Raw genomic sequence first — 7,660 nt, forward strand, 5'->3', positions numbered from 1 at the left:
TTATTTTTTTATAAATAGGAAAATCATCATTTTAATGTTGTTAGGTTTGATTATCCATTTTGAATCAATTAAAAATAAATTTTTTAGTGTTTTAAAAAATCCATTTTTGAAAGTTCGAATTTGCATTTTACATAAGTTATTTAAAAGTAATTGAAATTGTTTTTTATCAATAATTTTTAATTCCAACTGATTTTCCAAAACAGATTTCAAATATAATGGTAATTGCAAGTATTTGGTCTTTTGGTTCGAAATATTATTGTTATGAACTCGATATTGTACTAAAGGCTTATCAATGTAATAAAATTTAGTACAAAACGAAGTTCTTGTCCAATATTCAACATCTTCGCCAGCTGGCAGCATTTTTTCATTAAAAAAACCTACTTTTTCTATCACTTCTTTTCTTACTAATGGTGTTGATGACATAATAGTCCAATTTCCCATCATCCGCAACGAAACATTTCCATGTTTGACATCTGGCGTTCCTGGTCTACCTATTATTTCATTTTTTGCAACACCCTTTTCATCAATAATTTCGCAACAGGAATGCACTAATCCGAAGTCTAGATTTTGTTCTAAAATGGCAATTTGTTTTTCAAGTTTTGATGGCAACCACAGGTCATCATCATCAACAAAAGCAATATATTTACCTTTAGCTTCTTTAATACCAATATTTCTTGGTTTTGCTGGACCTCCTGAATTTTCAATTTTAATGTAATAAACTTTTTTATAGTTATTACATAGTATTAAATTCTCATCACTTGGCGAACCATCATCAATTACAATGATTTCAAAATCCTGAAAATTCTGATTTATAATACTATCTAGAGTTAGTTTTAAATAGTTAACCCTTTTATAAGTTGGAATGATGACACTTACTAATGGATTCGACATATTCTCTTGATTTTGTTAACAATACGCTTTAGAATCCCCAAAAGTGTTTCTCTTTTGACTTGATTGAGTTGGCTTTGAAGTAGTAGCATATTTTTGTAATCTTCATAAAAAACACCATAGTATTGCTGAAACATATTTTGATTTTCTAACAATTGTTTTTCGTTATTCGAGGAATTGTTGCTCACTCCATTCAAATCAAAAATAGATAATGGATAATTTATATGTTTAAAAAAAATTTGATTGCTTAAAAAACATTTAATGTAAAATGCTCTGTCGGATACTATTTTATATTGTTCATCGTATAAACCCATCGCATCAAATACTGTTTTTTTAAAAAGTGTACTTTGGTGTGGCAATGAAGAGCGAACAAAAAACAAAGGTGTTAAATTATCTGGGTAGGTTTTACCACCTTCTAAAAATTTGTAGTCCCCATAAATAATATCTCCTGTAAAGTCTTTGTGATTAATAAAATCTGATAGTGCCATTGTTCCATTAAGAAGGTCTCCGCTGTTTAAAAATAACAAATAATCTCCTTTTGCAATTTCAATACCCTTGTTCATAGCATTGTAGATACCTGTGTCTTCTTCGCTTATCCAAAAATTTATTTTGGATTTGTTTTTTTGGATAACTTCTTTGCTACCATCGTTTGAATTTCCATCGATAACCAAATACTCATAATTCTTAAAGAATTGATTGGTAACCGAGTCAATGGTTTTTTGTAAACCTATAGCATCGTTGTAATTAACTGTTATTATGGATACAAATGGATTCATTACCTTGTTAGATACCAATGAAATAATTTATTAATTCCTTTTTCGACAGAAACTTTATGTTTCCATCCCAATGCGTTGATTTTGGTAACATCTGTTAATTTCCTCATTGTTCCATCGGGTCTATTTTTATTAAAAATCAAATTGCCTTGAAATTCCACAGTTTTTTTTATTTCATTTGCTAATTCACCAATACTCAGATCGATACCCGTACCAATATTTATATGGGTATTGCGTATTTCGTTTATATCAGTAAAACAATCGGAAAAATTACGGTTTTCCATTATAAAAATACAAGCATCAGCCATATCTTCCGACCAAAGAAACTCACGTTTAGGCTGACCAGATCCCCAAATTTCTACGCTCACTTGATTATTATTTTTTGAAATGCCAAAATTTGCCAAACAATTCAAAATTTCCAATTCGGAGGCATTCCCATTGATTTGCTGGATTGGTAAAAGATTAATATCTTTTCTAATGGCTTCCCAATCATTATTTTCTAGTGCTTTCCCTAAATAAAGTTTTCGAATCAAAGCTGGTAATACATGTGACTTTTCTAAATCGAAGTTGTCGTTTGGTCCATATAAATTGGTTGGCATAACAGATATAAAATTAGTACCATATTGCAAATTATAACTCTCACACATTTTGATGCCTGCAATTTTTGCAATAGCATAGGGTTCATTAGTATATTCTAAAGTATTGGTTAATAAATAATCCTCTTTAAGAGGTTGTGGTGCATTTTTAGGATAAATGCAAGTGCTGCCCAAAAACAATAATTTTTTTACTCCACTAACATAACTTTGATGGATTACATTGTTTTGAATCATCAAATTTTCGTATATAAAATCTGCTCTGTATTTATTATTAGCAACTATTCCTCCTACTTTGGCTGCAGCTAAAAAAACATAGTCTGGTTTTTGAGCTTCAAAAAAATCAGCTACAGCTTTTGTATCCAACAAATTTAATTCTTGGTGTGTTTTACATATTAAATTAATGTATCCTTTACTTTGCAAATTTTTTACAATAGCGCTTCCTACAAGTCCTCGATGTCCAGCAATATATATTTTAGCATGTTTTTCCATACAATTATTCGAAATAAATATTAGTATTAAATCCGCCTTCTTTGAGATAGCATTCTTTCTGCATTAGCTTCAAGTCACTTACCATCATTTCTTTTACCAAATCATTCAGTGTGTATTCTGGAACCCAGCCCAGTTTATTTTTAGCTTTACTGGCATCTCCAATAAGAAGATCGACTTCTGTTGGTCTAAAATATTTAGAATCTATGACTACAACTTCTTTGCCAATTTCTATTTGATAACTTGGATTTTCGCAAGATTTGACATAAGCTTTCTCGTTGATTCCAGTTCCTTTGAATTCGAGCGCAATTCCTGCTTCCTGGAATGCCATTTTTATAAATTCTCTTACAGATGTTGTTTTGCCAGTGGCAATAACCCAGTCTTCAGGCTCGTCTGCTTGCAAAATCATCCACATCATTCGTACATAATCTTTAGCATGCCCCCAATCGCGTTGTGCATCTAGATTGCCAATGTACAATTTGTCCTGCATTCCAATTGCTATTCTAGAGGTGGCACGAGTAATTTTTCTGGTAACAAAAGTTTCTCCACGAATTGGTGATTCGTGATTGAATAATATACCGTTGCAAGCAAATATATTGTAAGCTTCTCTGTAATTAACAGTCATCCAATAAGCGTACATTTTAGCCACGGCATATGGGCTTCTTGGATAAAACGGTGTAGTTTCTGTTTGAGGAACTTCTTGCACTTTCCCGTAAAGTTCGGAGGTTGATGCTTGATAAACTTTGGTTTTGCTTTCTAATCCTAAAAACCGAACGGCTTCCAAAACTCGTAATGCTCCAATTCCATCAGCATTTGCAGTATATTCTGGAATTTCGAACGATACATGTACATGACTCATTGCTGCAAGATTATAAATCTCGTCTGGCTGGATTTCATTTATTAATCGGATGAGATTGCTACTATCTGTCATATCGCCATAATGAAGAAAAAATTTTCTGTTTTCAGCATGTGGATCTTGGTATAGGTGGTCTATTCTGTCTGTATTAAACAATGAAGTACGTCTTTTTAGACCGTGCACGATATAGCCTTTTTTTAAAAGAAATTCGCTTAAATAGGCTCCGTCTTGCCCCGTTACTCCTGTTATAAATGCTGTTTTCATTGTGTTCTGATTATTTATAAATCAATTAATAAGTATTTTCCAGAGTTGAAAAATGAATTTTTTTTATTTTTTTTCCAACCACAAACTGCCCCCAAAATCTTTTTTTGCTAAAGGCATATTTTGAAATATGTCTGGATGGTGTATATGTAAATAATGAGAAAACAAGCAGATTTCATAATTTTTGTTGTTCATTAAAAATGCTCGAATTAAGTAATTTTCATTCCAGTTTCTTCCTCCAATAACCCATTCTTTTGGGTATTCAAACGGAAAAAAAATATCGTGAAAATGAATGAAAACTCCTTTATTAAGAATGGGTAAAACATTAAATAGTAAATAATTTAAATCACTGCCACACTTGGAAACATGCGAACTATCAATAAACAATATGTCTCCTTTTTCGAGTTCTCTAAAAAAATCTAGCTCAACTTCTTGAACTTTTTTTTCAATTATTTTGCAATTATTTTCAAAACCAGAAAGCAGACTATTCAATCTTTCAGGATAAGGCTCAATGAAGTTTAACTGAATTTTATTTTTAAAAAATAATGAATTTGTATCTAGCATTAATGCAGAAGAATAACCCGAACCTATTTCAATAATTTTGTTAGGTTTTAAATGATTTATAATTCCAAATAAAAAAATCGCATCTGTATATCTAAAATAATCATTTTCGAAATAATATCTTAAATTGTCTTCTTTAACATTGTTGAAAGGAATAATGTCATAAAATTTTTCAATTTCAAGAACAAACTCTTTTTGTTTTTGCGAATTTAAATTTACTTCGAATATTTCATCTTTTGTAATGGCTTCCCAAATTTTGCTCTCATTATTTACTACTTCATCAACATTAACAATTGGAGAGTAAAAATGTCCAGGTGCAAAACAAGCATTTTTTTTATAATTTAATTTTTCTTCATACAACCCTTTTATATAAGGCATTGTGTTCAAAAATGATTTTATGTTTTTTTTAATAACTACAGTGTTTAATCCCATTTGTTTTTAATTTTCTGATCACATAAAATCTGCTGTTATCCTTTACATATCCAAATAATATTTGAGAAAGTACTAATTATTTTTTAAACTAATATTCCAATAACATCAAATCGGCCATACAAATTATTAAACAAGAAACAAATCTAATGCAAATTGATAATAACAAAAAATTTTATTAAACTATTTTAATAAGCTATTATACACTTCAATGTAAGCGCTTGCTTGTTGTTTATTGTTAAAATTATCCTCAGCATATTTTCTTATCATTTCTGGTTTGTAATTGTCTTTGGTTTCATAAAAAATCTTTATGGCTTCTGCCAAAGACAAACTTGAAATTTCAGTTGCTAAAATACCAGTAACACCTAATTTTACATGTTCTGCAATGCCTCCTATTGGAAAACCTATAAGTGGCTTGCCACAAGCAAAGGCTTCCAACATAATATTGGGCAAATTATCTTCTAGACTTGGCAATACAAACGCATCTGATAATGCATAGCAAGAAGCCATTTCACTGGCTGTATTAATTTTTCCCAAAGATATAGTTTTTATGTCTTTTGTGATAGGAATAATACCCTTTCCAATTGTCAATACTGTGATAGGTATATTTTTTAAGCTTGTTAATGCTTCTTGCAACAAATAAAAACCTTTCCGAATGTTTGTTATATCTTCTGCAACAAAAATAAGTACTAAGTCATTTTTAGGAATGTTGTGTTTTTCTCTCAAATTCGTTCTGTCTTTTGGATAAAAAGCTGTTAAATCTATTGAGTTTAAAATATGCTTTTTCATAAAGTGAGAAAAAAATTCAATTTTCATAGCTTCTTCTAGCAACCATTTTGAAGGTGTTATAATCGCTCCCATTTTTATTTTTTTTATGGCTGTAACTTTTAATTGTTTCATTTGAACATCAAACCCTTTAACTAATTTAGCATTGAGTAGTTCGTCACTTTTATAATGAAATAAGCCTTGAAATGGATTCATATCATGAAAAGTCCAAACTATAGGCTTTTGACAATTTTTAAAAAAAGTGTTATAATCAATTATCCCTGCTACCCAATGTAGATTAATAATATCTGCGTCCTGCACCAACGCATGTTCCTCAAGTTTATAAATACTATATGGCAAAGTTGCTATTTCGCAATGCAAATCCTGCTTTATTGAATGCAATTTTTTCGTTGCTTTTTGGAATTCTGTTGGAAAAAAAAAGTTTTGAAATTTGGTTTTAATTTTTTGTACAATAGAAGGCTTTTTGTATTCAAAAAAAGTGTCATCTATGATTTTATTTTCGAAATTTATAGTTAAATTCGTTGATAAATATGCTGATAATGTGCCACTTTCGCACAAGGCTGTATGCAACCTTAAAGCTGCAATTCCTGCACCACCTTTTGAAGATGTTGTAATGTGTAAGACTTTCATGAACTCGTTGTTTTTGCTCTTAATAACTGAATTATTTTTCGAAAAAACTCTTTTGTATATCTCTTGAAATATTTAAAAGAATAACCGTAAAAAAGAAAATCGAACAATACCGTTTTTAGATTTTTTAATAATCCTGGAAACCCTTTTTGAGCAGTTTTTCTCCATGAATGATCCCATAGATGAACTGCAAAACTTTCAGGTTGAATGAATTTGGAATATGCTTCGAATCGATCTTCATAAGGCAATGGATAAAAGTATTTAGGTTCAAATACTATTTCGTTTTTATTGGCAGTTTGTTTGTTTATTATTGAAGTAAAAGTATGCGTGATTACTGGTGGGGAAAATTCGTTAAATTCTTCATTGTTGTAAAAATTAAGCATTTGTAACAAAAATCGATGTTGTTTTACACTTCCGAACATTCCAAAGGCTACTCTATTTTCCACTTCTTCGGCAATAAAAAAATCATACAACAGAAGATTATCGATTGGTTTTAAGAGAATCATGTCCGTATCCAAATAAACACCGCCATGTTCAAAAAGGACTTTGGCTCTAACATAATCTGCTACAAAGGCATATTTTTTTTTGCGTAATGCGTTTTTATAAAAATGATTTGTGTACTTTTTCGTATTAATTTCGTTCCATTGTATAATTTCAAAATCGGGACAAAACTGTTGCCAAGACAATAAACAATCTTGAAATATTTTGGATTTTGGATTATCTCCAAACCAACAGTAATGTAATATTTTGGGAATCATTTGTTTTGCACTATTTTTTATATTTATAAAAACTGAACGATTTTATAATTAGCTTTATCTCATCGGAAAAAGAAAATTGAAGCTTATAATCACTTTTCATATTTCTATATTGATAATAATCTGATGGAAAATAGCGCTCTTTTTTCATGTAATAACTCCGAATAATTTTTTGCTCTACATCTTTTATAAACATATCAAACGCTTTTGATTCGAAAAAAAAATTGGCATTGCCCACTTTTAATTTATTTTTCAAAAAACTAAAATCAATAATGTCTTGATGTGTTATTTTCTTATCAGAAATAAAAATTTTTCTTAAAATATTAACCTCGTTATCCAAAAGTTGTAATTCTAATTGTTTGAGCAATTGGATTTTTGCTTCTGCCGATTGAAAACGCTGTTGAATAGCTCTTTGTTGTGAAACTTGTTCATTATGAACTCGATATTGCAACAATGATTCTTGCAAATTATGAAATTTTCCTTTACCAATCATCCGCACCCAAAAATCATAATCTTCTGCTGGTTCTTTGGTAGCATCATAACACAGTTCAAACTTATCTAATAGCTCTTTTCGCATCATCACTGTTGGATGTGCAACAAGACATTTTTGCAGTAATGCTACTTTTATATTTTCGTGATTTT

7 protein-coding genes and 1 pseudogene are annotated in these 7,660 nt (G+C 30.0%); all 8 read right to left on the reverse strand.

The window, feature by feature from the left end; genetic code table 11:
- Positions 1-891: a glycosyltransferase family A protein gene (locus tag RMN92_RS09630; RefSeq protein WP_309609245.1), complete on the reverse strand. Its 891-nt coding sequence runs from the start codon at positions 889-891 to the stop codon at positions 1-3.
- Entirely contained in the window at positions 876-1,664 is a 789-nt protein-coding gene (locus RMN92_RS09635; protein WP_309609246.1) for a glycosyltransferase family 2 protein, read from the reverse strand. Before RMN92_RS09635 ends, RMN92_RS09630 begins: the two co-directional genes overlap by 16 nt.
- Positions 1,664-2,746, reverse strand: a complete 1,083-nt coding sequence (locus RMN92_RS09640) for a GDP-L-fucose synthase (RefSeq protein ID WP_309609247.1) — start codon at positions 2,744-2,746, stop codon at positions 1,664-1,666. Before RMN92_RS09640 ends, RMN92_RS09635 begins: the two co-directional genes overlap by 1 nt.
- Positions 2,747-2,750: 4 nt before the next feature.
- A complete protein-coding gene (gene gmd / locus RMN92_RS09645; protein WP_309609248.1) occupies positions 2,751-3,863 on the reverse strand; it encodes a GDP-mannose 4,6-dehydratase in 1,113 nt (370 codons plus the stop codon).
- Between the two features lie 63 nt (positions 3,864-3,926).
- Complete coding sequence (locus RMN92_RS09650; protein WP_309609249.1) at positions 3,927-4,853, reverse strand: class I SAM-dependent methyltransferase; 927 nt, start codon at positions 4,851-4,853, stop codon at positions 3,927-3,929.
- A 180-nt stretch (positions 4,854-5,033) separates the two neighbouring features.
- Positions 5,034-6,266 carry a glycosyltransferase gene (locus RMN92_RS09655; protein ID WP_309609250.1) on the reverse strand — a complete coding sequence of 411 codons (1,233 nt, stop codon included), beginning with the start codon at positions 6,264-6,266 and terminating at the stop codon, positions 5,034-5,036.
- Positions 6,263-7,021 (reverse strand): glycosyltransferase, encoded by a 759-nt coding sequence (locus RMN92_RS09660; protein ID WP_309609251.1) that lies wholly within the window; start codon positions 7,019-7,021, stop codon positions 6,263-6,265. The genes RMN92_RS09655 and RMN92_RS09660 overlap by 4 nt, the downstream gene beginning before the upstream one ends.
- Before the next feature lie 10 nt (positions 7,022-7,031).
- Positions 7,032-7,660: pseudogene (locus tag RMN92_RS09665) on the reverse strand (hypothetical protein); the annotation flags it as partial.

The sequence above is a fragment of the Flavobacterium sp. genome, from assembly GCF_031363805.1.
Classification (GTDB): domain Bacteria; phylum Bacteroidota; class Bacteroidia; order Flavobacteriales; family Flavobacteriaceae; genus Flavobacterium.

What these genes read in the sequence shown, in the direction of transcription:
- RMN92_RS09630 (WP_309609245.1), bottom strand. Translation starts at nt 891, where the DNA reads ATGTCGAATCCATTAGTAAGTGTCATCATTCCAACTTATAAAAGGGTT.
- RMN92_RS09635 (WP_309609246.1), bottom strand. Translation starts at nt 1,664, where the DNA reads ATGAATCCATTTGTATCCATAATAACAGTTAATTACAACGATGCTATA.
- RMN92_RS09640 (WP_309609247.1), bottom strand. Translation starts at nt 2,746, where the DNA reads ATGGAAAAACATGCTAAAATATATATTGCTGGACATCGAGGACTTGTA.
- gmd (WP_309609248.1), bottom strand. Translation starts at nt 3,863, where the DNA reads ATGAAAACAGCATTTATAACAGGAGTAACGGGGCAAGACGGAGCCTAT.
- RMN92_RS09650 (WP_309609249.1), bottom strand. Translation starts at nt 4,853, where the DNA reads ATGGGATTAAACACTGTAGTTATTAAAAAAAACATAAAATCATTTTTG.
- RMN92_RS09655 (WP_309609250.1), bottom strand. Translation starts at nt 6,266, where the DNA reads ATGAAAGTCTTACACATTACAACATCTTCAAAAGGTGGTGCAGGAATT.
- RMN92_RS09660 (WP_309609251.1), bottom strand. Translation starts at nt 7,021, where the DNA reads ATGATTCCCAAAATATTACATTACTGTTGGTTTGGAGATAATCCAAAA.